Here is a 24,346-nt window from a genome sequence, read left to right as displayed (position 1 = left end):
GCTCAAAAATCCTTCTGCTCGAATCGCCAGATGCCGAAGGCGACGGCGGCGAGACCGAAGACGGCGATCCCGGCGAGCTGACTCGCGAGGTCGAGCGCCTCGACGGGCGCCGAGGCGGCGAGATCGGCGGAGGTGTCGGCCAGCGTGGAGACGCGCGGCAGGAGCGAGGTGACGGCGCGGAAGAGCGCGCGGGGGGCGCCGGGCTCGAAGAAGGTCGCGAGGCGCTCGCGGTAGCCGGCGACGATGCCCGCGAGGAAGAGGGCGCCGCCCGTCGCCGCGGAGAGCGCGGCGCTGCGCGCGAACACGGAGGCCGCGAGCATGCCGCCGTAGAGGGCGGCGAAGGTGACGCTCGCGAGCAGGGCGGCGAGGACCGGGCGCAAGGTCCAGACGCCTGTCTTCACGGCGAGCAGGAGCGTGAGGCCGCCCGCGCCGTAGAGCGCGCCGGCCATGGCGAGGCCGAGCACGCCGAGGAAGGTGCCGGCGAGCAGCTCCCAGCGCTGGACGGGGAGCGCGAGGAGGTGCTCGATGCGGCCGGGCGCGAGCAGGCTCGGGGCGAAGTCGGCGCAGGCGAGGACGCCAAAGCCGAGGCCGCCGTAGAAGATGACATACGCCGCCGCCCGGAAGATGGGCCGGAGGGCGACGTCGACCGAGCGGATATCGGTGGGGACGACCTGGCCGAAGAGGCGCGTCGCGGCGAGGGCGCCGTCGACGACGTCCATGCGGAGGGTGAAACCGGCGACGCCGAGCAGGAGGGTGATGCCCGCGCCGAGGGCGAGGAACCACCTGCGCGAGGCCGCCTCGCGGATGAGGTCGAGCGCGACGGCGAGGACGGTCGTCACGGCGAAGCTCCGGCGGAGCGGGCGGGAGCGCGCGCGCGGCCGGCACCGCCGCCGGGGTCGTCGCTCGGTCCGTCGCCGGGCCCATCCCCGCCCGCGGCGGCGGCCTCGGGTCCTCCCCGCGCGCCGAGGGCCTCGGCGAGGACGTCCTCGAGGTCGCGCATGTCCCGGGCGAGCTCGACGAGCAGGGCGCCCCGGGCGCGGGCGCGGTCGAGCAGGGCGTTGAGGTCCTCGGGGCTCGCGGCGTCGCAGGTGAAGGCGCCCTCGGCGTCGCGGGCGACGAAGCCGAGCGGGAGGAGCGCGGCCGGATCGCAGCCGGGCGCGAAGCGGACGCGGAAGCGCGTGGCGCTGCCGCAGAGGGCCTCCAGGGCGCCTTCGCGGATGAGGCGGCCGCCGGCGAGGATGCCGATGCGGTCGCAGACGCGCTCGGTCTCGGAGAGCAGGTGCGAGTTGAGGAAGAGGGTGGCGCCGCGGGCGCGCTCCTCGGTGAGGAGGCGGCGGATCTCGGCGCGGCCGAGGGGGTCGATGCCGTCGGTGGGCTCATCGAGCACGAGGAGGTCGGGCGCGCCGAGGAGCGCCGCGGCGAGGCCGAGGCGCTGCTTCATGCCCTTGGAGAAGCCGCCGATGCGGCGCTGGGCGCTGTCGCCGAGCCCGACGCGGGCGAGGTCCCGAAGGAGCGCGGCCTCGGTCATCGAGAGGCGCTTGAGCCGGGCGACGCTCGCGAGAAAGGCGACCGGCGTCCAGGCGTGCGGGAGGTGAAGGCGCTCGGGGAGGTACCCGATACGGGCGCGGACGGCGCGGTCCTCGGGGGCGCCGCCGAGGACGCGGACGACGCCGGAGGTGGGACGGACGACGCCGAGGAGGGTCTTGATGAAGGTGGTCTTGCCGGCGCCGTTGGGGCCGAGCAGGCCGAACGCGGCGCCGCGGGGGACGACGAGATCGAGGCCGGCCAGGGCCTGTTGGCCCTCCCGCCGGAAGAGACCCGCGTAGGTCTTGCGGAGCGCGGCGGCTTCGATGGCGAGCACGGCGGGAGCATAGCCCAGGTGGGATTCCGGGGACCGGACGAGATGTCGGAGCCTCCACTCACGGCCTGCGATCACCCGCCCCACGCTCGCGCGGCCTGGGCTCACACCCGGTATCGAGCGCCCGGCATCAACGCATGTGCGAGCCCGCTCATGGCGGTTGCGGGCCGACCTTCAAGGCGCTCCGCAGGAGATGCACGAGCGCTGAGGAATCCCCTAAAATTTTTCGGAAAATTCACAGGGAGGCGGGGAGGCGGGGAGTAAAATCTCAGAAAAACTCCCCGCCTCCCCGCCTCCCTGTTCAATTTCCCGCTGTATACGGACACAAAACGAGGGGATTCGCCAGGCACGAGCGGCGTTCGCCGTGGAGACTCCGCAGGCAGCGCGGCGCATTGCACCCTACTGGCAATCTTCCAACCAGCGCCGGCAATTTCTCGCGCGTGCGGGGCCTGATTGCCCCGGATAAACACGATCATCGGACGCTGCCGCCCTGGATCGTGTAGGGTGCGAGTGTGGTGGATCTCGACGCGATCTCGGACCGAACCTACGTCGCTGCGGGAGCAGACTTCGCCTTCGTGATCACCCGGCGGGGACAGCTCGTCACCCGACGAGCGCCGTGCGACATGTCCAAGGAGGGCCGCAGCCGGATCGTCGAGGCTGCGCTGAGCCTCGGAGACCGGGGCCGGCTCGGGCATGTGGAGCTGTCGCGCGAGGACCTGGTCCCGTACGGCGGCGCGGCGCCCGTCGACCTGTACTTCGGTGTGGCCGCGGAGGTGATCCTCTGCGTGGTCATGCCCACGTGGGCGGAGCGGGAGGGCGTGCTGCCCGCGATCGAGCGCGGCCTGCGCGCCATCGACGAGGGCACCCCGGCGGAGCCGCAGCCGGTCCGCAAGGGGCACCGGCGCACCCGCTCGCGCCCGCGCGGGGAGGCGGCGCCCTCCTCGGCCTCGCGCCCGCGCACCGAGGCGGCGCCCTCCTCGGCCTTGCGCCCGCGCATCGAGGCGGCGCCTCCCTCGGCGCGCCGCCCGGTCGCCGAGGTCCGCGAGCCGCCGCCGTCCCCCTGCGCGGTCGCGGCCTCCTGCGAGCGGCCGCCGTCGCCCTCCAGGCGCGCCGCGCCGCCGCCGCCTTCCAAGCGCGCCGCGCCGTCGCCGCCGCCGGCCGGCAGGCGCAGCGCCGTCGCGGGCCTGGCCCTCCTCGCCAACGGCGGGCCGCCCCGCTCGCTGGCGCGCCCGGTGATGCTCCGCGATGCGCCCCCGCCGCCCGCGGCCTCACCCCAGCCCTCCGCGCCGCTGCCGGACATCGGCATCCAGCCGTCGCTGCCCGAGATCCGGCTGGGCATGGCGTCGGTGGGCCACGAGACCCTGGCGGCGATCGAGGCCGAGCTGCGGCAGCCGGCGCGCGCCGGCTCGATGCCCGAGGCGCTGCGCTTCGAGCTGGTGAGCATCAGCCGCGAGAGCCTGCTGGAGATCGCGGCCGAGGAGGGGCGCCAGGCGACCGCGGAGCCGCGGCCCTCCATGCCGCTGGTGCGCCCGGAGCGCCTCACCCGCCCCTGGGTCGAGGCGCCCGACGACGCGAGGCGCATGGCCGAGGCCGAGAAGCGCGCCCGCAAGACCGCGCCCCCGGAGCTGGACGTCGAGCTCGTCGAGCGCGAGACCGAGGCCCTCGACGCGGCGCTCGCGGCGCTGCGCACGCGCTCGGGCTGAGCCACGGCTTCGTCCTCGGCATCGGCCGCTCACGCCGTCCATCGCGGCCTCACGCAGGCCCACACCAGGCCTCGAGCGCGCTCCTCGGATCGGCGAGGCGCGTTGCCCGTCGCGCAGCGTCGCTCGCCCACGCGATGTGCCCGTCCGGCCTCACCAGGAGCGCATCGAGGGCGGCGAGGTCGCTCTCGGGGGCGGCCGTCGCGCGGACGACGTCGACGCGATCGCTCCACGCCGCGCCTGCCTCCCGCAGATCGACCGCGCCGGCGAGGTCGATCAGGACGAATCGGGCCGTGTGGAGCAACTCGTACAGTCGCGCAGCGCCGCGGTCCGTCACCAGCGCGCGATCGGGCGCCCGCCTGCCGACCCAGGGGTGCGCCTCCGCGGTCTTGCCGGTCGCATACGCGACGTCGAGCGCGCTGATCAGCTCGGAGATCCGCCGATTGACGGGCTCGATGGCGAGCAGCTCGCTCATCAGGTGGCGGAGCGCCATCCCTGCCTCCGAGACGTCGCCGAGCTGGGTTTGAGCCTCCGTGTTGCGCGCCACGGCTCCGCCCACGGGGTGGCGCTCGTCATGATAGCTGTCCAGGAGGCCGGGTGGCGCCCAGCCGTTCACCTCGGCCGCGAGCTTCCAGCCGAGGTTCATCGCGTCTTGCAGCCCGACGTTGAGCCCCTGGCCGCCGGCAGGAAAGTGGATGTGCGCCGCGTCGCCCGCGAGCAGGACCCGCCCGCGCCGGTACCGCTCGGCGACCCGGGTCGCATTGCCGAAGCGCGACAGCCAGCGCGGATTGCGCATCCGGAGGTCCCTCCCGACGATGCGCGCGACGCCGCTTTGCAGCTCTTCGAGCGTGACCGGCTCGGACGTGCTCACGTGCGCCCGCTGCGGGTCGAACACGACGAAGCGATAGACGCCCTCATGATCGCCAGGTGGAAGCGGGGCCGCCATCACGGCGCCGCGCGAGCACGTGTGCCTGAACGGCCTGGCGGCAGGGTCGTCGAGCTCCACATCGCCCAGGATGGCCGTCACCGTCGTGTCCGTGCCCGGAAATCCGATGCCGATCGAGCGTCGCACGACGCTCTTCGCTCCGTCGCATCCCACCACGTAACGCGCGCGCTCCTCGACCTGCCCCTCGGGACCTTCGACCCGCAGCGCGACCTCGCCGTCCCGCTCGGCGACCTCGAGGACCGACCGACCTCGCTGGATCTCGACGCCCAGCTCGCGGGCCCGCTCCTCGAGGATCGCCTCGGTCTGGGTCTGGGCCAGCCACAGCGTGTACGGGTGCCGCGTGTCGAGGCGCGAGAAGTCGAGCGGGGTGTCGAGCCACGCGAAATGCGCCGCCGGGATCGGCACTCCCCGGCGCTGGAAGCGGTCCAGGATCCCGCGCTGATCGAGGACCTCCAGGCTCCTCGGGTGCACCGTGAGCGCGCGCGACTGCTCCGTGCGCGTCCGCCGCTGCTCCAGCACGCGGACCCGGACCTTCGCGAGCGCGAGCTCCGATGCCAGCAACATCCCGACCGGCCCCCCACCGACCACCACAACATCATTTTCCAATGTCATCAAAACCTCCGCACCCCAGAATCTAACAACGTTAGAGTAAATCTAACGATGTTAGAGTCAAGGCCGTGGTTCGCCTTCCGGGCGCGAACAAGGGAAGAACCGACGATGCGACTACGACGTGAGCAGGTCGTCGCGACGGCGCTGCGGCTCTTGAGCGACGTCGGGCTCGATGCGCTGACGATGCGCCGGCTCGGGCAGGAGCTGAACGTTCAGGCCGCGACGCTCTACTGGCACATCAAGAACAAGGAGGAGCTGCTCGATGCGATGGCGGAGGCCATGCTGGCGGGCTGCGCGGCCGGCGTGCCGGAGGAGCTCTCGGGGATGGAGCGCGCGGCCGACGTGGCCGAGCGGCTCCGCGGGGCGCTCCTCGCGCACCGCGATGGGGCGCGGGTCTTCGCGGGAACGTACGTCGCGCACGACAACACGCTGCGGGTCTCTGACACGCTGGTCGGCGCGCTGAGGGACGGCGGGCTCTCCCCGCGCTCCGCCGCGTGGGGGTGCTGGTCGATCGTCTATTACGTGATCGGCTTCACCCTCGAGGAGCAGGCCCTGATGGTGCGCCCGGGAACGGACCCCGAGAAGGCCGATCCAGCGCGCTTCCGCGAGACGGTGGAGCGAGGCGCCTACCCGCACCTCGCGGCGGCGCTCCCGCACCTCGTGAGCACCGATCACGAGGCGCGGTTTCGGTACGGGCTTCAGCTCCTCCTCAAGGGACTGAAAGCGGAGCTTGAGGGGACGCCGCGAGCCGAAGCGCCCACGAGCGCGACGCGCGCCGGCGACAAGCGGCGGGCGTCCCGCCGGAGCCGCTGACCGCCGGAGGCTCGTGGTAGGCTACAGGACATGGGCGCGGTGACCCTCGACGGCAGCCAAGCGGATCTCGATCGGATCGCGGATCGGGTCTTGAACGGCGCCACGGCGGTCGAGACGCTGAGCCCCGTCGAGCGGCAGATGGGCTGGAACATGCTGGACCGCTCGGGGTTCACCAGGTCCGCCGCGCTGCGCTCGGGCATCGGGCTGACGGTCACGAAGCTCCGGTGGGAGCGCCCGTGGTCCATGGCCTTCGACCATGGGGCCTCGCGGCTCAAGTTCATCGTGACGCGGGGACCTGGGCCTTGGCTCACGACCAGCGACGGGGAACGCCATCACCTCGAGGGGGGCTCGTTCCACGTCAGCCAGATCAGGCGACCGGTGCGCCTGCAGTTCGATTTCGATGAGCGCGGGGTCGACAGGGATCACGAGCAACTCTCGCTCGAGATCGATCGCCTGCGGCTGAGCGAGCTGCTCGGTACGCAGATCTTGCCCGCCGCGGTGGAGCGCGTGCTGTCCAGCCCGCGCGCCTATCCCACCGATGCCCAGCCCGTCATGCCGGCGTTGTTCCAGCTGATCGACGAGATCGTCCACTGTGATGCCCGGGGCCCCTCGCGCCAGCTCTACCTCGAAGCGAAGGGGCTCGAGCTGCTGGCCGTGATGGTGGACCGCCTCGAGGAGGGCGAGCGCGCGGCGTCGCCGGTGCTCTCGGCGCACGACATGGACCGCCTGGAGCGAGCCCGACAGATCGTGCTCGCCCGCATGGACGACCCGCCGCGGCTGCCCGATCTGGCCCGCCTGGCGGGGCTGAACGAAGCCAAGCTCAAGGCCGGGTTCCGCGCGCTCTTCGGAGACACCGTCTACGGTTACCTTCGCGACCGGCGTCTGGACGAAGCCCATCGCCTCCTGCGGCAGCGTCGGTACAGCGTGAGCGAGGTGGCCGCGCGGGTGGGCTACGTCAATCCGAGCAAGTTCGCGGCCGCGTTTCGCGAGCGGTTCGGCGTCCCTCCGTCGCACGTCACGTAGCGCTGCTCGACAGAGGTCTCGAGCCTCCGTCGCGCCGGAGCTGTCGTCGCTGCCGGCGCTGTCGCATCGAATCCGCCCGCTCGGAGCTGAGATGCTCCGTCCTGGAGCGGCAGCATGCGAAAGCGGGCGCCATCATGGGGAGAATCGGCGCACCGGCATGGCGCACGGCCGGCTCGGCCGCGGTGCATCCGTGCCCAGCGGCGCCCCCGACCGAAAGGCTCTCCGATGAAAGCAGTCGTCTTCACCGCGTACGGTCCTCCGGACGTCCTCCAGCTCGCGGAGGTGGACAAGCCCGCTCCCAGGAACCGTGACGTGCTCGTCCGCATCCACGCGACCACGGTGAGCGCCGAGGATCCGAAGATGAGGGGGTTCAAGCATCCGCCCCTGCTCTGGCTCCCGATCGGGTTGCTCTTCGGGTTTCGACGACCGAGAAAGACGATCCTGGGCATGGAGTTCGCGGGAGAGGTCGAGGCGGTGGGCAAAGGCGTCACCCGCTATCGCAAGGGGGATCCTGTCTTTGGCTATACCGGAACGAGCCTCGGGGCCCACGCCGAGTACAAATGCGTCCCGGAGCATGCGGTCATGGCCGCCAAGCCGAGAAATATGAGCCACGAACAGGCGGCCTCCATCCCCAATGGGGCGCTGACCGCCCTGGTGTACCTGAGGAACATGGCGAAGCTCCAGCCCCGAGAGAGCGTCCTCATCTATGGTGCTTCCGGGGCGGTAGGTACGGCGGCCGTACAGCTCGCCAAGGCCCTCGGCGCTCGGGTCACGGGGGTCTGCAGCGGACGCAACCTGGCCCTCGTCGCGTCCCTGGGCGCCGACGAGGTCATCGACTATACGAAGCAAGACTTCACCGGGAGCGGCCAGGCCTACGACATCATCTTCGATACGATCGGCAAGACGTCGATGGCCCAGGTCGAGGGCTCCCTTCGTCCCAAGGGCCGCTATCTTGTGACCGTGTTCGGCGTCCGGGAGCTCCTGCAGATGCTCTGGACGTCCCTCGTGGGAGGGAAGCGCATCATCGGCGGAGCCTCCAACTTCCACTGGACGCCCGGCGACCTCGTCTACCTCCGAGAGCTGATCGAGGCCGGAAAGCTCACCGCGGTGATCGACCGCTCCTATCCATTGGCCGACGCCGCCGAAGCGCATCGGTATGTCGAGAGCGGGCGCAAGCGGGGAAGCGTCGTGCTGACCGTGGACGGGCCGACACGAGAGGAGGCTGCTGTCGAGGCGCCCCGAGCATGAGGGCCATCGGGCGCTGACGCGGTGGGTGGCCGACGCGGTGTCGAGCCTCCGCGCGGCCGGTCAGGCCGCTCGAGACTTCGGGCGGGCCGGGGGGAGAACACCCGGCATGCCTGGCTCGACGTCTCACGTCGCGTCGTACCTGTCGTGGTGGCGGACCCACGACATCGTGAAAGGGAGCCCGGCCTCGTCCCGGCCCAGCGGCGTGAGATCGAGGTAGTTGTAGGTGCCGATCAGGACATCGAGCCCGCGCGCATAGGTCGAGTAGGTGTGAAAGACCTCGTCGCCTTCGCGGGCGAACACGCTCACCCCCGGAGCCTCGGGCTGGGGGAAGCTCGACTTCTGGAAGTTGTAGTCGATGTCGCCCCGAGCGCGCTCCTCGTCCCGGAACGAGACGCGATAGTCGAAGTTGAAATCCGTCTCGTTCGACGAGACCCACGGGAACGTCCAGCCCATGCGCGCCTTGAACGCCTCGATCTTGGCGAGCGGGGCGCGGGAGACGACGCAGTACGCCGTGTCGCGGGCCGCGAGGTGGACATGGCCACCCTGGATGTTGTCGACCACGTACGAGCAGCTCTTGCAGCCCTCGTCCCAGCTCGGGTGGAACATGAAATGGTAGACGATGAGCTGCCGGCGCGCGCCGAAGAGCTCGCGCAGCGTCGCCTTGCCCGAAGGGCCGTCGAACACATACGCCTTCTCGACCTTCACCCACGGCAGCTCGCGGCGCGCGGCGCTCAGCGCGTCACGCCGCCGGTCGTGCTCCTTCTCTCTCTCCAGCAGCGCGAGGCGCGCCGCCAGCCACTCCTCCCTCGAAACCACCTTGGCGCGGCTCATCGGCTCCCTCCCTTCGAGGCGGGCGCGCCGGTGACCTTCATGTTCCGGAGCTTCTTGACGACGATCGCGGTCACGGCGCCGGCCGATGCCGCCTTGGCGAGGACCAATCCGAGGGACGCGAGGCACGCAGGACACATGGGACTCTTCTCCTCCTGCCGGCGGTGCGCGCAGCGCTCCGCCGCCGACGCTTCGAAATGACCACGTCGACGGCGGGCGCGACAGCAACATCGATGTCGCGATCGGTTGGCGCGCGCCGCTTCACGTGAGATGCTGCGGCGATGGACGCGGTCGTCGAAGCTCCCGCCGAGCTCCGCGCGCGGGCGGCCCGAGCGCTCGAGGCAGGGGACGCGCTCGACGCGCTGAAGGTGGTCGGCCGGTTCGGAGGTCCCCACGCGCTCGCGCTCCGCGGGATCGCGCTCGCGCAGATGGGGGCCTATCCGGAGGCCAGGGTCGCCCTCGGGCGCGCCGCGCGGACGTTCGCGGCGGCGGGAGCGGAGCGCGAGCGGGCGCGGGCGAGCGCGGCCCTCGGGGAGATCGCGCTCGCGCAGAGGGAGCTCGGCGAGGCAGAGCGAGAGCTCGTCGAGGCCGGCGACGCCCTCGAGCGCGTCGGTGATCTCACGAACGCCGCCTGGGCCCGCCTGGGCGCCGCGCGGGCCGCGCTCCTCGATGGCCGCGTCGCCGAGGCGGAGCGGGCGCTCGCGGCCGCCGAGGCCACGGTCACGGGCGACGCGCCGGTGGTCACCCGGGCCGCGCTGGCGCTGGCGCGCGCCGAGCTGTACGCGCGGCTCGTGCGCGCGTCCTCGGCGCGGCGCGCCGCAGCTCAGGCGGCGGCGTGGGCGCGGACGAGCGGACACCCGCAGCTCATCGCCGAGACGGAGCGCTTCCTCCGCGCGCACGACGAGCCCGTGGCGCGCATCCTCCGCGACGGCCGCGAGGAGCTCGCGCGCCTCGCCGACGTCGAGGCCCTGGTCGCCGCGGCCGCGGGGCGCGTCGTCGTGGACTCGCTCCGCCGCCGCGTCCTCGACGGCGGCGCCGCGCGCGCCGACCTCTCGCGCCGGCCGGTCCTGTTCGCCATGATCGAGGCGCTCGCGCGCGCCCACCCGGCCGCAGTCGCGAGCGCCGATCTCGCGCGCGCGGCGTTCGGCGTGCGCACGCCCAACGAATCTCACCGGCGGCGGCTGCGCGTCGAGGTGGGGCGGCTGCGCGCCGCGCTCGGCGACGTCGGGGTCGTGAAGGCGCTCGGGAACGCGTACCGCTGGGAGCTCGGGAGAGGGGTCGAGCTGTTCGTGCTCGCGCCGCTCGATCCGGGCAACGCTTCCGCCATCTGCGCGCTCCTCTCCGACGGCGCCGCGTGGAGCGCCGCGGCGATCGGCGCCGCCCTCTGCAAGAGCACGCGCACGGTGCAGCGCGCGCTCTCGGATCTGGCGCTCGCGCGCGCGGTCGAGGTCACCGGCAGCGGCCCCTCGCGGCGCTACGCGAGGCCGCGAGCGGCGCTGTCGATCGCGTCACAGATGTTGCTGCTCGGGCTCGCGCTCCCCGGATAAGAGCGCACGGCGGAAGGAGATTCTGGACCATGGCGGCACGGCAGGCCGAGATCATCGCGGAGCGCACGTTCGACGGGGTGGACTCGATTCATGGGGTCACGTTCGACGGGCAGGCCGTGTGGTTCGCGCATGGAGATCGCGGAGACCTCATGTCCGCGGAGCCGGAGACGGGACGGGTGACGTGTCGTCTGAAGGCCCCCGCCGATGCCGGGGTGGCGTTCGACGGGCAGCATCTGTGGGTCGTCGGGGGCGGCAAGATCCGCAAGATCGATCCCGGGACGGGGGCCGTGGTGGGGGAGGTCCCGGGCTTCGACGCAAGGCCCGTGACCGGCCTCGCGTGGGCCGACGGCGCGCTCTACGCGGGCATTTACCGGCAGAAGCAGATCCTCAAGATCGATCCCGAGCGCGGGACCGTCCTCCGCACGCTCGTCTCCGACAGGTTCGTCACGGGGGTCACGTGGACGGACGGCGATCTCTGGCACGGCGTGATGCGCGACGAGGACGGCGCCCCATCGGAGCTCCGCCGCGTCGACGCCCAGCGCGGCGAGGTGCTGGACCGGCTCGCGCTGCCGGAGGGCGTGCGCCTCTCCGGCGTCGGAGCGGACGCGAGCGGCCGCCTCTGGTGCGGCGATCCGGCGACCGGCAAGCTCCGCGCGGTGAGGAAGCCGAGGAAGGCAGTCTGATTCACGTTGCTCGGCGACCTCGATCGGCAACGTCGAGGTAACCTGGAGCAGCGTCCAGCCGGAGCGGCTCTCCGAACAGAGCGTGCGCGCCCGTGCGTGCGTGCACGTGCGCTCGGTGTGTTCGCACCTCCCGTATTCCCCACCGAACGCCGCAATTTTCGCCGCCAGATACGGTGGCCCACCGTATGCTTGGGGCAATGCAGACCCGCAGCGTGGCGCCCCCCGCTGCCCACGCCCCCTGCTGACCGAGGCGTATCGACCGGCGCAGTCCCGCAGGGACTGACGCCGCGCTCGCCCCGCGCCCGCCAAGGAGAGCACCGCGATGCCCACCGACGACGATGGCAGCATTCCGAGCAGCATGTCTCCAATGACCCTCCGGCAATTCGAACAGGTGTCCCGCACCCTGATCGACAGCTCGCCCCCGCAGCCTGGAGAGATCGAGATCGCGCCCCGGGGCGCCGGCGAGAGCGGCGCCCGGATCCGGCAGATCGTGATGGGCGCCGCAGGCTGGCTCAGCACGAGCCGCGCCGCCTTCTGCGTCCCCGCCGTGACCTTTGTCGTGCTGTTCACCGTCCTTGTCTTCCGGCCAGGGCAGCTCGCAGCGACCGTCGCTGTCGATTTCCACCTCCCTTCGGAAGGAGCCATTCCCAAGGAGCAGCCCGCGCCCGGCGTGGAGATCGACCCCCAGGACATCGTGTGGCGCTTCCGGTACGGCGCCACCGGCACCGAGTTCGGCGGCGGCGTCCCCTACTGGATCTTCCGCGTCATGCCGAGGATCTTCGACGACGAGTTCAAGGGGCGCGGCTACGATCGCTTCGGCTTCGGCGCCGACGACACAACCTATTACCAGTCGCGCCCGGTGGGCCGCGGGCTCTTCCTCGCCGACTCCACCCTCAACATCCCGCTGCTACGCACCCGCTTCGCGCTGAAGCGCGTCGCCATCAACTGCTCGGGGTGCCACCGCGGCGAATACCTGAACGCGAACGGCGAGCCTGTCTATGTCGACGGGATGCCGAACCACACCGCCGACCTGCAGGGATTCAAGCGCTTCTTCGCGCGCGCCTTCCAGGACGAGCGCGTGACCGGCGATCGGCTCATCCAGGAGATCGACGCCGCGCTCGACGAGGGAGGGGCCGCCCCGCTCACCGCCCGCGAGCAGGCGCTCTACCGGATCCTCCTCGTCGAGCTGAAGAACCGGGGCAGCTCAGGGACGACCGACTGGATGGACCTCCGGGCCGACAACGGCCCGGGGCGCATCGACCCCTTCAACGCGGTCAAGTTCGAGGTCCTCAAGGCGCCCGACGACAGGACAGCAGCCCAGATCGACTTCCCCTCGCTGTGGAACCAGCGCGCCGAGGTCCGCGAATGGCACCACGTCGACGGCAACACGGCGAGCTCCAAGGCCCGCAATCGCGGCTCGGCCATCGGCGTCGGCGCCGTCGCGATGTCGCTCAACAAGGACACCATCGACGCGATCGGGCGCTGGCTCGATCGCGATCTCCCGGTGCCGGGCTATCCCTTCACGGCCCCCGCGCCCGAGCGGGCGGCGCGGGGCCTCGCGGTCTTCGCCGAGCACTGCGCCTCGTGCCACGGGATCTACGACCCGGTGAAGCGGACGGTCCGCGAGGTCGAGGGCAGCCATTACATGGATCGCATCAACACGGGGACCGACGCGGAGCGCTCCAGGGCGTTCATGAAGCCGGCCGCCGACGCGCTCAACGCGTACGGCGAGCGGCGCCAGATCTGGGAAAGAGACGCGTTCCGCCCGGTCAGGGAGGCGGGCGAGTACCTCGCCGGTCCGCTCGACGGGATCTGGGCGCGCGCCCCCTACCTCCACAACGGCTCCGTACCCACGCTGGCCGACCTGCTCAAGCCGCCCGCGCCGCCGGGCAAGCTCGCCCCGGAGAAGGCGCGAGGGTTCCGGCCAAAGCAGTTCTACCGCGGCAGCCGCCGCTTCGACGAGCGGAACGTCGGCTGGGTGTCGACCGAGCCCATGGAGGGCGATCGCGCGCTCTTCCTCTACCGCACCGTCGACGACAGCGACGAGCCGATCCCGGGCAACGGCAACGAGGGGCACACGCACGGCGTGAACCTCCCGCCGGAAGACCGCGAGGCCCTCCTCGATCACCTCAAGACCCTTTGACCGAACCGGACCAGAAGGAGCAGCTCGATGATCCCCCTCTTGGAAACCGCACTGGCATTCGCCATGGTCATGCTCACTGCGAGCCTGTTCGTGAGCGCGGGCGACCCTCCTCGACGAGGCGAACCTCGGCAGCGCCCTGCCGCTCCCCGCGCGTGAGCGCGCGGTCGCCAGGCCTTCGTGAAACACCCAACGACGTCGAGGATCTTGGTCATGAACACGACACTCAAGCTCCACGAGGAGTACCCGCCGCCCGGCGAGGAAGACAGCATTCGACAGATCAGCGAGATCATGAAGCGCAATTACGAGCGAGCGTACCGCGCGGGCGTCTCGCCGGCGCTCCGCGGCGTGCACCCGAAGTCGCACGGCTGCGTGAAGGCCCACTTCATCGTCGACGACGGCTTGCCCGGCGAGCTCCGGCACGGCGTCTTCCGGGAGCCGCGCGTCTACCGGGCGTGGGTCCGCTTCTCGTCGACCTCCTCGCGCGCCCAGTCGGACATGAAGCGGGACTCCCGCTGCATGGCGATCAAGCTGCTCGGCGTCGAGGGGGAGAAGCTCCTCGACGGCGAGAAGGACGCGACGACGCAGGATTTCCTGATGGGGAACACGGACGTGTTCTTCGCGCGGAACGTCGCCGACTACGTCGAGCTCATGTCCGCCACGAGCGCGGGCAAGCCCCTCTCGTACTTCTGCTCGCTCAGCCCGCCCCGCCTCCGCCTGCGCGAGCTCATGAACTTCCTCTCCGTCCTGCTCAAGCCGGTGAAGAGCCCCCTGGACACCCGCTACTTCAGCCAGACGCCGTTCCGGCTCGGCGAGCGGGCGATGAAGTTCTCCGTGGCCCCCCGGCCCTGCGGCTCACCCCGGGTCGAGGTCGAGCCGGGCGACGACGCGCTCAAGCAGGCCGTGGCGCGGCAGCTCAATCGGGGGGACTGGAGGTTCGACTTCCTCGTGCAGCTCCAGGCCCACCCGACGAGGACGCCCATCGAGGACCCGACGATCCGCTGGAGCGAGGAGCTGTCGCCGTTCTACAAGGTCGCGACGATGATCATCCCGGCGCAGCGCCTCGACCTCCCGGGACAGGCCGAGCTCGAGGAGAACCTCTCGTTCACGCCCTGGCATGCGCTGCCGGCGCACCGGCCGCTCGGCGGGCTGAACCGCGCCCGGCGCGCGGTCTACGAGACGATATCGAAGCTCCGCCACGAGAGGAACGGAGCCCGCCGCGAGGAGCCGGCGGTCCCCCGCGCCGGGCGCGAGCGCGCGCCGTCGAGAGCAGAGCCGACGCGGCTCGGGTGCGGGTGAGGTCCTCCAGGGCGAGCGCGATCCGTAGCCGCTGCCCGCGAGCCCCGGCGCGGTCCCGGAAGGTTACCGATGTCGGTGTCCGCACGCCGTGTTAAAATAACGTTCCGGAATCTGCTCCGTGACGTCCTCCACGACATTGACCGATCGAAGCCTCCTGTGGGGCCGGAACGACCTGGAGCCGCCCCCGGAGTTCTTCCATCTGGTCATCGCCTGGTCGCGCGAGGAGCCGAACCGCGTGGGGGAGGCGGCGCTCGTCGACGAGCGCTGCGTGCTCGGCCGCGGCGGGCCGCAGTCGCAGGACGGCGCGCCGCGCCTCGCCTTCCACCGGCAGCGCCCGATGGGCTGGGCCATGATGCCGCCGCTGGAGGGGCCGCGGATCTCGCGCCTCCAGCTCGAGCTCACGCCCACCGAGGAAGGGCAGCTCGCGGTCCGCTCGATCGGGCGCTGCCCCCTCAGCATCAACGGCATGCCCGCGGCTCAGGGCCTCGTGAAGGCCGGCGACACGCTCACGCTGCACAACGCCCTGGTGCTGTTCGTGGTGCGGCGGAGGTGGAGCCTCGAGGTGATCCAGTCGCTCAGGGAAGCGCCGCGGTTCTCGTTCGGCGACGCCGACGCCCACGGGATCGTCGGGGAGAGCCCGCCCGTGTGGGCGCTGCGCGGCGCCCTCGCGTTCGCCGCGCAGTCCGGGAACCACGTGCTCGTGCGCGGCGAGAGCGGCGCTGGAAAAGAGCTCGCCGCGCGCGCCATTCACGCGCTCTCCCGCCGCCGCGCGGGCGAGTTCGTCGCGCGCAACGCGGCGACGTTCCCCGAGGGGCTTGTCGACGCCGAGCTGTTCGGGACGGCCAGGGGCTACCCCAACGTCGGCAGCCCGGAGCGCTCCGGGCTCATCGGCGAGGCGGACGGCGGCACCCTCTTCCTCGACGAGATCGGCGAGCTCCCGCCGCACCTGCAGGCCCACCTGCTGCGGGTGCTCGACCGCGACGGCGAGTACCAGCGGCTCGGCGAGCCGCGCGTGCGCCGCTCGGATCTGCGCGTCATCGCGGCGACGAACCGCCCCGTCGAGTCGCTGAAGCACGACTTCGTGGCGCGCTTCCTGATCACCGTGAGCGTCCCCGGGCTCCCGGAGCGCCGCGAGGACATCCCGTTGCTCCTGCGGCACCTGCTCGCCGCCGCCACGCGGGAGAGCCCGGACCTGACCGAGCGCTTCTTCGAGCGCCGCGACGACAGGCTCGCCGAGCCGCGGATCGCACCGGCGCTCATCGAGGCGCTCCTCCGCCACCCCTACACGCACCACCTCCGCGAGCTGGAGCGGCACATGTGGATCGCCCTCGGGTCGAGCCCCGACAACTTCCTCGCCCTCACGCCCGATCTCTGCGCCGTGCTCCGCCCGGAGCCGGGCGACGCCAGGACGGAGCCTCGGACCGGCCCCAAGACGGATCCAGGCAGGTCGAACTCGCCCAATCCGTCCGACTCCGGCTCGCTCGGGCGCACCGAGATCGAGGCCGCGCTCGTGGAGGCGCAGGGCAGCGTGACGACCGCGGCGCGCCTCCTGGGGCTGAAGAACCGCTTCGCCCTCTACCGGCTCATGAAGCGCCACGGCATCGCCGGGCCGGACGAGGAGGCGAGCGAGAGCTGAGCCGCGCGGGCCGCGGCGCTCGCCTCACGCGAGCCGCGCCGGAGCGCGGCGCCGCTCCAGCCAACAAAGCAAAGGCCGATCCGCCCAGCGGTCCAGTTGGGTATCCTCGCCTGCGCACCGGGCGGTCACGCTGCGCGCCCGGCGCGGCCGTGGTGGTGGAGGGCTCGATCCGTGTCGTTCCTCGAAGGTTCTCTGGTTGCGGGTCGGTTCCTGATCGAGACGCTGGCCAGAAGGGGCGGCATGGGCGAGGTATTTCGCGCCCGGGACGTGACCACCGGCGCGCCGGTGGCGCTCAAGGTCCTGCACGCGGACGCCGCGCACTCGGACGAGACCGAGCGTTTCCTGCGGGAGGCGCGGTTCCTGTCCGATCTCGAGCACCCCGCCATCGTCGCGTACCTGGCGCACGGAAGAGCCCAGGACGGCCGGCCCTTTCTCGCGATGGAGTGGCTCTCGGGGAAGGACCTCGGCGAGCGCCTCGATCGCGGGCCGCTGCGCATCTCGGAGTGCGTGACGCTGCTGGCGCGGGTCGCCGACGCGCTCGCCGTCGCCCACGGCCGGGGCGTGGTGCACCGCGACATCAAGCCGAGCAACCTGTTCTTGCGCGATGAGCGCGTCGACGGGGTCACGGTGCTCGATTTCGGCATCGCGCGCTGGGCGGTGGCCGGCATGACGCTCACGCGGACCGGGCGCTTCGTCGGTACGCCCGGCTACATGGCGCCGGAGCAGGCGCGGGGCGAGCGCGACATCGGGCCGAGCACCGACATCTTCGCCCTGGGGTGCGTCCTGTTCGAGTGCCTGACCGGGGAGCACCTGTTCGCCGGCCGGGATCTGGTGGGCGTGCTCGCGAAGATCCTGTTCGATGACGTCCCCACGGTCACCTCGGTCCGCCCCGACACGCCGCCCGCGCTGGCGGATCTGCTCGCGCGGATGCTGGACAAGGACCCGCACCGGCGCCCCCCGGACGCCGCGGCGCTCCGCGAGCAGCTCGCCGCCCTGGCGCTGCCGGACGGGGACGACGAGGCGCCGGCGCCGTCGCTCGTGGCGGTGCCCACGCCCCGGGTGCTCACCGGCGAGGCGATGCAGCTGCTCAGCGTCGTCCTCGCCATGCGGGCCGCCGGCGACCCCAGCGAGACGCTGCCGCCCACCACGGTACAGACCTGGTCCCGTCCGACGCGCGACGCCCTGCGCTTCCGGCTCGCGCGCCTCGGCGGCCGCGCCGAGTGGCTGGCGGACGGCTCGCTGATCGTGATCGTGTCGCCGTCCAGCAGCGCGCTGGATCAGGTCTCGACGGCCGCCCGCTGCGCCCTCGAGGTGCAGCAGCACTGGCCCGATGCCCGCATCGCGCTGACCACCGGCCGCGGGCTGCTCCAGGGCGGGGTCCCCGCCGGAGAGGCCATCGACCGGGCGGTGGCGTTGCTGCGCGTCGGCGCGGAGCCGACGGTGGCGGTCGACCCCGACCCCCAGAGCGCGGCGCTCGAGCCGGGGATCTGGCTGGACGAGCTGAGCTCGAGGCTGATCGAGTCGCGCTTCCTTGTCACGACGCTGGGCGGGCAGCTGATGCTGACCGGCGAGCGCGCGAGCGTCGACGAGTCGCGCCCGCTGCTCGGCCGCCCGACGCCCTGCGTCGGCCGCGAGCAGGAGCTCTCGATGCTGCTCGGCGCGATCGAGGGGTGCATCGAGGAGGCGACGCCGTCCGGCGCGCTCGTGATCGCGGCGCCCGGCATGGGCAAATCGCGCCTGCGGCACGAGCTGCTCCGGCGCCTCCGCGCCCGATCGTCCGGCGTCGAGGTGCTGTTCGCGAGCGGCGCGCCGATGAGCGCCGGCTCGCCTTACGGCCTGCTCGGCGAGGCGCTCCGCCGCCTGTGCGACGTGCAGGTCGGGGATCCTCCCGCGGAGCAGGAGGCCAAGCTCCGGAAGCGCGTCGGCCAGCACGTTCCGCCGGCCGACGCCGAGCGGGTGAGCGAGTTCATCGCGGCCCTGTGCGGCATCGCCGTCGAGCGGCCGAGCGTCTCGCTGAGCGCCGCGCGCAGCGACCCCAAGATCATGAGCGAGCAGATCCGCCGCGCCTTCCTGGATCTGCTGCGCGCGGAGGCCGCGGCGCGGCCTTGCCTCCTGGTGCTGGAGGATCTGCACTGGGGCGACGCGGCCACGGTCAAGCTCGTGGACGCCGCCCTGCTCGATCTGCGAGAGCGGGCGTTCTTCGTGCTGGCCTTCGCGCGCCGCGAGGTGCACGACGTCTTTCCGAAGCTGTGGCAGGGGCGGGTCGTGCACCGGGTCCCGCTCGCCGGTCTGACCAGGAAGGCGGCCGAGCGGCTCGTGACCGCCGTGCTCGGCGTCGAGGTCTCGGCCGGCCTCATGGCGCGCATCGTCGAGCAGGCCGCGGGCAATGCGCTGTTCCTGGAGGAGCTGATCCGCGCGGTGGTCGAGGGCAAGACCGAGGGGCAGCCCGCCACGGTGCTGGCGATGCTCCAGGCCAGGCTATCGTGCCTAGAGCCGCAGGCGCGCAAGGTGCTTTGCAGCGCGAGCGTGTTCGGACAGACGTTCTGGCGCGGCGGCGTGCTCGCCATGCTCGGGCCTGAGCGCGCGTCGGACGGCGGCGACGGGGCGGACCGCTGGCTGGAGAGCCTGGTCCGCTCCGAGATGGTGGAGGTGCAGTGGAGCAGCCGGTTCCCCGGAGATACGGAGTACCGGTTTCGCCACGTCCTTGTGCGCGACGCCGCGTACGGCCTCCTGGCGGCGCAGGACCGGATCCTCGGCCACCGGCTCGCCGGGGCGCACCTGGAGCAGGCGGGGGAGGCGGACCCCATGGTGCTGGCCGAGCACGCGCACCTCGGCGGGGAGCTCGAGCGCGCCGCCCTGAATTACCTGCGCGCGGCCGAGCAATCGTACCGGAGCAACGATTACGACGGGATGCTCTCGCGCGTCGAGCGCGGCATGGCCTGCGGGCCGCGCGGCGACATCCTGGGCCGGCTCCTCGGGATGAAGCTCGACGTGTGCTTCCTGCGCGAGGACTGGCAGGTGGGTCTGGAGGTCGGAAAAGAGGCCCTGTCGGTGCTGCCGCGGGGCAGCGTCCCGTGGAACAGGGCGGTGGGCCGGCTGGTCGTGATGACCGGCCATCTCGGCCTGGCGGACGACATGGCGGCGCTCGTGGACGCGATCATGAGCAGCGAGCCCGAGCCCGGGGCCGAGGCGGCGTGCTGCATGCCTGTCGCCACGGCGATCACGGCCCTCAGCCACTGGGGCATGCGCGATCTCTCGCTGCGCCTCCTGGCGCGCCTGGAGCAGCTCGCGACGCGCGTCCCCGAGCGCGAGCAGCTCGCGCACGCGCAGCTGCGCTACAGCCGTTCCACGTTCCTGCGGCTCCTCGGGGACGATCCCTGGCAGGCGTACGAGGACGCGCGGCGCGCGGAGGAGGTGTTCGCCCAGGCGAACCCCTCGCGCTGGCGCGAGTTCGCGGCGAGCTTGACCGCGCTCTCGATGGCGGAGCTCGGGGAGCGCGCCGAGGCCGAGCGCAAGCTGCGCGAATGTCTGGAGCGCACGCTGCGCATCAACGATGCTTTCACGCTCTCCAGCGTCCGTGTCTGGCTGATGATCCTCCTCTCGGAGTGCTGCGCGCCGGAGCACCTGGAGGAGATCACGGAGCTCGCGAACCAGCTTATCAAGATCGGCGCCATGGAGGCGACCGTGGGGCCGGCCCATGGCGCGCTCGCGCGGGTCCTGATGGCGCGGGGCCGCCTCCCGGAGGCGCGCGAGGAGGCCGAGAAGGCGCTCGCGGTCCTGCAGCGAGACCGGTTTTACCGGCCGCTGGTCCACCGGACGATCCTCCAGGTGCTGCTCCGGGAGGGGCGCGTGGAGGCCGCCCGGCTGGCCTCGGAGGAGGGGCTGCGCTGCCTCGAATCGCTCGGCGGCTCGCTGGGGTACAGCGAGATCCCGCTGCGCCTCGCGATCGCCGAGGCGCACCTCGCCGGCGGGGACGTGGCGCTCGCGCGGGCCGCGATCGAGCAGGCGCGGTGCGCGGTCGAGGAGCGCGCCCGGAAGATCCCCGACGCGGCGGCGCGGCTCCGCTACATCGAGCAGGTGCCGGCGAACGCGCGGGTGGGCGAGCTCTCGCGCGCGTGGCTCGGGCGCGACATCGAGGGACGGGACACTACAGGTTGACCTTGTAGTTCAGCTTGACCTCGTCGCCGTGCATGCCGCGGAACCCCCAGTCGTGGGGCGGCGACTCCGAGATGCAGATCTCGATGTCCTGATGGTCGATGCCGACCTCGTCCCGGATCCTGTCGAACAGGAGCCGCACGAGCTTCTTCTTCGTCTCCACGCTGCGCCCGGTCATCATCGAGATCTCGATGATCGTGTAGGCGTCGGTGCGCCCGCCCGGCGCCAGCATGTCCTCGCGATCCATCGGGAAGAAGCGGTGCGCCCTCTTGTCCTGCGGGAGCTGAAGCGCCTCCATGACGCAGGCGTGGATCACCCGCGACAGGGTCTCCTTCACCGGGTTGAGCCTGTCCTTGATACCGTAGACCTTCACCTGAGACATCGGGGTTCTCCTGGAGAGCGCGGCAGCCGTCGCCCTTTACTGCTCGTTCTGCGTCGATTGCCCGAACAGGACGACGGCGATCGACAGGTTCGCGTGCTGGTTCTTGCCGCGGACGAAGCACCCCTGTTCCCCGAACGTGAACGTGCCGAGGAACGGCGTCGTCCCCAGCGCGGCGGTCATCCCCTGGACGACGCGGCCGATGTCGTCGCGCACCGCGAGCATGCACCCGGCGCAGAAGATCACCAGCGCGCCCTGCGGCTGGAACGAGGGCCGCGCGGCCTCCAGCGCGGCGACCGCCACGGACTGGATGCGATCGAGCACGCCCTCTCTCGACCCCCTCATGAGCGCGAGCTCGTCCCCCTCGTTGATGTGCACGCCGAACGTCAGCGCGTTGTCCTTGTCCACCGCGTTCGGATGGATGAGCAGGAACTGGGGGGCCTTGCCGGCCCAGCCGGAAGGCCGTCCGAGCGGGCAGAGGGCGCTCTCCGCAGCGATCGATCCGCCGCCGAGCTGCGCGGCGAACATGCCGCCGGTCCAGCGGTTGTAGACCTCCGCCGCCGGCTGCCCGTCGATCTCGGGCACCCGCCGCCCCTCCGAGCGCGTGACCCAGCCCCGGTGCTCGGTCGGCGCGTAGCCGGAGCCGAACGCATGGGCGACCTCGCCGGAAGGGTACAACGCCGACAGCAGCACCGCGTCGCGATGCGCCTGCCCGCGCCCGAGCTGCGACAGCGCCCCGTCGAGCGAGTCCGCCGCAGACGTGCCGCCGAACACCGGCACATCGGCCCCGACGGCGTCCTCGATCCCGCAGAGGATCTGCTCCTCCACCCCGAGCGGCGCGGTCAGCCAGAACAGCGCCGGCGGCTTGCCCGCCCGGCCGGCGTCCTCCATCGCGCGGCGCGCCGCGCGGGTGGCGGCGGCGCGCGGCGACTCGCCGATCGGCTCGGCCGCGGCGCCGTAGGCCCCTTGCGCGTCCGCGATGCCGAACAGCGCCAGGCCGGGGCCCGGCGCGCCGTGGACCCCGGCGGCGGTCATCACCGAGAGACAGGAGCTCGATCCGTGGACGCGCACCGAGGGCGGAAGTGCCGCCGTGGCGCGCGCGAGCTCGCCGAGATCGTGGCCCTCGGTGTAGCTCAGAAAAAGGTGGTCCGGCTCTGTGCCGAGGCTCGCGCGGAGCGCGGACATGGCCTCGGCAAAAGCGACTTCGGTCGAGCCCGCCGTGGAGGACGCGGTGGCCATCTTCATGCGCTCCGCCGCCCCTTCAGCGCCCGCGCGGCCCACCCGCGGAGCCTCATTCGCGCCGGCCTCTTTCGCGCCGGCCTCTTTCGCCCCGAGAAGAGCGCTGGTCCCACTGTCCACGTCGCTGTTGCTCATCGGCATCTTGACCTCCTGCCGTGCCCCCCGGTCGGGTCGATCACGCCGGATCCATATACACCACCCCGCGCCGGCCCTGTCCGGTTTCGACCGCAGGAGTGGAGCTCTCCGCGAGCTCATCCATGGGATCTCCAGCGCTCGGCCCGGAGAGGCACGCGGGATCGCGGTCGCGTGGTCCAGAGCCCCACGCGCCCTGCCGGCGCGCGCGTTCGTCAGTCGTCCGGCGCCTCATCCTTCGGCCCGAACTGACCTGCTGCGGCCTCGTCGCTCTCCTCGCCGTCCTCCTCGGCGAGGCCGGCGTCCGCAGCGCCCGCGCTCGCCGACTCCGCCGCGAGCGCCATCCGCTCGGCGAGGGGCCGCTCGGGCAGCGTGAGCAGCGGGCCGTCGCCGAGCTCGCCGATCATGTTGAGGTATGCGTTCATCGCGTGGCACACCGAGTCGGTGCGCACGTAGCGATCCCTGACGCTCCAGAACACCCCGCCGGCGGCCGCCTGCGGGTTCTTCACCATGAAGGAGTTCTCGGGGCCATAGGTATATTGCAAGATCTGCCGGATCGCCGCGACCACCGCGTCCTTGTACCGGTCGCAGCCCGCCATGCCCTTCTGGCGGCAGTGGTGATAGACCTCCGACATCACCTCGGCGAGCCACCCGCTCCCGCTGCTCGACAGCGACCTCTGCCAGCGGCCGTAGCGGTAGGCGTCCTCGGGCCTGCGCCACTGCCGCTTCACGAGGTCGTCGGCGCAGCGGAAGACGGTCTGCTCGATGCGCTGGTCTCCGCTCGCCCTGACGAAGTCGAGCAAAGACATGATCGCCCACGAGCTCGAGATCGGGTTGGGCTTCCTGTAATCGTCGCCGAGGAAGCAGCCCTGCTTGGCGATCCTGGCGAGCAGGAGGTCCGCTGTCTGGGCCGCGGCGTCGAGGTATTTCTTGTTGTTCGTGGCCCGGTAGGTGCGCGACAGCGCGGACAGGACCTGCCCCGTGTAGAGCGTCGACTCCTTGCCCTGGACCTTCCATGTGCCGCCCTCTTGCCCGGCCAGGGCCGAGCGCACGCTGCCGTCGGGCCGCTGCATCGAGATCAGCCAGTCGGCCGCGATCACGGCGGACTCGAGGTACTTCTTGTCCTTCGTGACGCCGTGGAGCTCGATCAGCGTGAAGATCGACTTCGACGCCGTGCCGACGACCAGCCGGCGCTCGGGCCGCTTGCGCTCCAGATCGAACGCGTAGAAGAAGGCGCCGGCCGTCCGATCGCGCACCTCTCGGCTCTGCATGCCCATCATGAAGCCGGCGGCCTCGGTCACCTGGCGGAGCAGGCGCTCGTCGGGCTTGTGCGCGTGCAGCTTCAGCAAGGTCAGCGCCGTGGAGGCGGTGTAGATCGTGTGGAGCTCGTTCTCGAACCGGTCCTGAGGGGCGTGATAGTACTTGTGAACCCCCTTGTGCAGCGGATCGATGACGCGTAACAGATAGCCTTTGCCTTCCTCGATGCGCTTCGCGAGAAGAGCCTTGTCGAGGGCGCGGACCGGCACGATCCCCTGGGTGAGCTCGACGCCCTTCCCCTTCCGCTCGGCGCTCTCGACCATCGACTCATGATGATCCGGCAGCTCCACGACGAGCCGCGCGCCGGCGAGCGCCTCGCGCGCGCCGCCCGCCGCGGCCACGGCCCGGCGCGTCGCCTCCTTCAGCGCGACGCAGAGCCCCGCGTCCGACGCCTCGGCGCGGGCGATCTGCTTCCCTTCCTGGAACCCCATCACGACGGCGCGGAAGGGGCGTTTGGACGACAGGGACAGATCGCACGTCACCTTGTCGCCGCCCGCGGCCACCTGGCGGACAAAGGCGATGGTGCGATCGCGGAAGGTGGCATTGTCGAGCTCGGCGCCCGCGCCGCCGCCCTCCGGGACCTGGATGGCCGGGTCGGGCACCCGGGGCAGATTCGCCGCGATCTGGGCCGCGAAGCGATCGTCGCTGGCGGGCGCGGCGGCCTTCTGGACCTCCGGGGTACCGGTCGCCGCGGCCGGCGCGGCGGCGTCGGGCTTGCCGGCCGGGGCCACATCGGCGGGCTTGCGGCTGTCGCAACCGATCGTGAGCGCGGAGGACACGGCGGCCACGGCCGC

At 72.0% G+C, this 24,346-nt stretch carries 18 protein-coding genes; 10 read left to right on the top strand and 8 right to left on the bottom strand.

Features of this window, described 5'->3' with window-relative positions; translation table 11 throughout:
- Window positions 1-2: 2 nt before the first annotated feature.
- The gene (locus WMF36_RS07050; RefSeq protein ID WP_437487642.1) at window positions 3-839 is read right to left on the bottom strand and encodes an ABC transporter permease subunit; all 837 of its coding nucleotides are present in this window, start codon (window positions 837-839) and stop codon (window positions 3-5) included.
- Window positions 836-1,861: an ABC transporter ATP-binding protein gene (locus tag WMF36_RS07045; RefSeq protein ID WP_437578831.1), complete on the bottom strand. Its 1,026-nt coding sequence runs from the start codon at window positions 1,859-1,861 to the stop codon at window positions 836-838. The genes WMF36_RS07050 and WMF36_RS07045 overlap by 4 nt, the downstream gene beginning before the upstream one ends.
- Before the next feature lie 509 nt (window positions 1,862-2,370).
- On the opposite strand from WMF36_RS07045, the gene WMF36_RS07040 reads away from it, so the two are divergent.
- Window positions 2,371-3,561, top strand: coding sequence for a hypothetical protein (locus WMF36_RS07040; RefSeq protein ID WP_437578830.1), 1,191 nt, complete (start codon window positions 2,371-2,373; stop codon window positions 3,559-3,561).
- 49 nt (window positions 3,562-3,610) lie between these two features.
- Here WMF36_RS07040 and WMF36_RS07035 read toward each other — a convergent pair whose 3' ends face one another.
- Window positions 3,611-5,116, bottom strand: coding sequence for an FAD-dependent monooxygenase (locus tag WMF36_RS07035; RefSeq protein ID WP_437578829.1), 1,506 nt, complete (start codon window positions 5,114-5,116; stop codon window positions 3,611-3,613).
- Window positions 5,117-5,221: 105 nt separating this feature from the next.
- Between WMF36_RS07035 and WMF36_RS07030 the strand changes: the two genes are divergently transcribed.
- The 3 genes from WMF36_RS07030 to WMF36_RS07020 all read left to right on the top strand — a co-directional run bounded on the left by WMF36_RS07030 (window position 5,222) and on the right by WMF36_RS07020 (window position 8,197).
- Window positions 5,222-5,926 (top strand): TetR/AcrR family transcriptional regulator C-terminal domain-containing protein, encoded by a 705-nt coding sequence (locus WMF36_RS07030; protein WP_437578828.1) that lies wholly within the window; start codon window positions 5,222-5,224, stop codon window positions 5,924-5,926.
- A gap of 30 nt (window positions 5,927-5,956) precedes the next feature.
- Window positions 5,957-6,949, top strand: coding sequence for a helix-turn-helix transcriptional regulator (locus tag WMF36_RS07025; RefSeq protein ID WP_437578827.1), 993 nt, complete (start codon window positions 5,957-5,959; stop codon window positions 6,947-6,949).
- 225 nt (window positions 6,950-7,174) lie between these two features.
- Window positions 7,175-8,197, top strand: a complete 1,023-nt coding sequence (locus WMF36_RS07020; protein WP_437578826.1) for an NAD(P)-dependent alcohol dehydrogenase — start codon at window positions 7,175-7,177, stop codon at window positions 8,195-8,197.
- Between the two features lie 123 nt (window positions 8,198-8,320).
- Here WMF36_RS07020 and WMF36_RS07015 read toward each other — a convergent pair whose 3' ends face one another.
- Together WMF36_RS07015 and WMF36_RS07010 are read right to left on the bottom strand one after the other, a co-directional pair.
- A complete protein-coding gene (locus WMF36_RS07015) occupies window positions 8,321-9,028 on the bottom strand; it encodes a DUF899 domain-containing protein (RefSeq protein WP_437578825.1) in 708 nt (235 codons plus the stop codon).
- A complete protein-coding gene (locus tag WMF36_RS07010; RefSeq protein ID WP_437578824.1) occupies window positions 9,025-9,165 on the bottom strand; it encodes a hypothetical protein in 141 nt (46 codons plus the stop codon). The genes WMF36_RS07015 and WMF36_RS07010 overlap by 4 nt, the downstream gene beginning before the upstream one ends.
- Before the next feature lie 141 nt (window positions 9,166-9,306).
- Between WMF36_RS07010 and WMF36_RS07005 the strand changes: the two genes are divergently transcribed.
- The 6 genes from WMF36_RS07005 (at window position 9,307) to WMF36_RS06980 (ending at window position 20,488) form a co-directional block, all read left to right on the top strand.
- Entirely contained in the window at window positions 9,307-10,572 is a 1,266-nt protein-coding gene (locus WMF36_RS07005; protein WP_437578823.1) for a helix-turn-helix domain-containing protein, read from the top strand.
- A gap of 29 nt (window positions 10,573-10,601) precedes the next feature.
- Window positions 10,602-11,255 carry a Vgb family protein gene (locus WMF36_RS07000; protein WP_437578822.1) on the top strand — a complete coding sequence of 218 codons (654 nt, stop codon included), beginning with the start codon at window positions 10,602-10,604 and terminating at the stop codon, window positions 11,253-11,255.
- A 367-nt stretch (window positions 11,256-11,622) separates the two neighbouring features.
- Window positions 11,623-13,398 (top strand): hypothetical protein, encoded by a 1,776-nt coding sequence (locus WMF36_RS06995; protein WP_437578821.1) that lies wholly within the window; start codon window positions 11,623-11,625, stop codon window positions 13,396-13,398.
- 210 nt (window positions 13,399-13,608) lie between these two features.
- The gene (locus WMF36_RS06990; protein WP_437578820.1) at window positions 13,609-14,694 is read left to right on the top strand and encodes a catalase family protein; all 1,086 of its coding nucleotides are present in this window, start codon (window positions 13,609-13,611) and stop codon (window positions 14,692-14,694) included.
- 136 nt (window positions 14,695-14,830) lie between these two features.
- On the top strand, window positions 14,831-16,330 hold the full coding sequence (locus tag WMF36_RS06985) for a sigma 54-interacting transcriptional regulator (protein ID WP_437578819.1): 1,500 nt from the start codon (window positions 14,831-14,833) through the stop codon (window positions 16,328-16,330).
- Window positions 16,331-16,501: 171 nt separating this feature from the next.
- Entirely contained in the window at window positions 16,502-20,488 is a 3,987-nt protein-coding gene (locus WMF36_RS06980) for a serine/threonine-protein kinase (protein ID WP_437578818.1), read from the top strand.
- Here the strand turns inward: WMF36_RS06980 and WMF36_RS06975 are convergent.
- The 3 genes from WMF36_RS06975 to WMF36_RS06965 all read right to left on the bottom strand — a co-directional run bounded on the left by WMF36_RS06975 (window position 20,478) and on the right by WMF36_RS06965 (window position 24,340).
- Window positions 20,478-20,867, bottom strand: a complete 390-nt coding sequence (locus WMF36_RS06975; protein ID WP_437578817.1) for a tautomerase family protein — start codon at window positions 20,865-20,867, stop codon at window positions 20,478-20,480. The two genes, WMF36_RS06980 and WMF36_RS06975, sit on opposite strands and share 11 nt — an antisense overlap.
- Window positions 20,868-20,903: 36 nt before the next feature.
- Entirely contained in the window at window positions 20,904-22,109 is a 1,206-nt protein-coding gene (locus WMF36_RS06970; RefSeq protein WP_437578816.1) for an FIST signal transduction protein, read from the bottom strand.
- A gap of 341 nt (window positions 22,110-22,450) precedes the next feature.
- A complete protein-coding gene (locus WMF36_RS06965) occupies window positions 22,451-24,340 on the bottom strand; it encodes a D-glucuronyl C5-epimerase family protein (RefSeq protein WP_437578815.1) in 1,890 nt (629 codons plus the stop codon).
- Window positions 24,341-24,346 lie beyond the last annotated feature (6 nt).

Source organism: Sorangium sp. So ce887 (assembly GCF_051521455.1).
GTDB lineage: Bacteria > Myxococcota_A > Polyangia > Polyangiales > Polyangiaceae > Sorangium.
This window is presented reverse-complemented; position numbering and strand designations above follow the sequence as displayed.